The organism is Vibrio sp. 1562 (assembly GCF_033340155.1).
Classification (GTDB): domain Bacteria; phylum Pseudomonadota; class Gammaproteobacteria; order Enterobacterales; family Vibrionaceae; genus Vibrio; species Vibrio alginolyticus.
Map to the genome: position 1 here is coordinate 1 of NZ_JAWOVY010000856.1, position 501 is coordinate 501.

Genomic DNA, 501 nt, shown 5'->3' on the forward strand with positions numbered 1-501 from the left:
TAATTGCTCGGCACATACTTGACTCTCAATGGGTGGTATGCGCATCGCCTTCTTATATTGCTAAAAACGGCAAACCTATCGAACCTATCGATCTGACTTCGCACAACTGTTTGCAATACGCTTATCAAACCACCGGTGCATCGGAGTGGGAATTTAAGAGTGACGAAGGCAATTATATTGTTCGAGTCTCTGGAAGCTTTTCAACCGACAATGCCACCGCTCTGCGCAAAGCAGCATTAGGCGGACACGGTATTGCGTATGTGCCTCGCTGTTTGGTGTACCACGATATTCGTAATGGCCAGCTGGTGGATATTTTCCCCGAACTGGTCGGCAAAAAGCTGGGTATTTACGCGGTATATCCGTTTACGCGTCAGCCGCCGAATAAGGTTAAGCTGCTCATCGAGCACATTCGCGAACGTTACCTCACCATTTCTCATTACTTCTAGGTGCTTCATATTGTTTGTATTTTTTTGTTGAATTTCGCCACTTGAGCCCTAATCT

1 protein-coding gene is annotated in these 501 nt (G+C 46.3%); it reads left to right on the forward strand.

All coding sequences use genetic code 11. The features are described 5' to 3' along the window. The coding region (locus R7Z49_RS28055; RefSeq protein WP_318112934.1) for a substrate binding domain-containing protein at positions 1-446 on the forward strand (446 nt) is incomplete at its 5' end. Positions 447-501 lie beyond the last annotated feature (55 nt).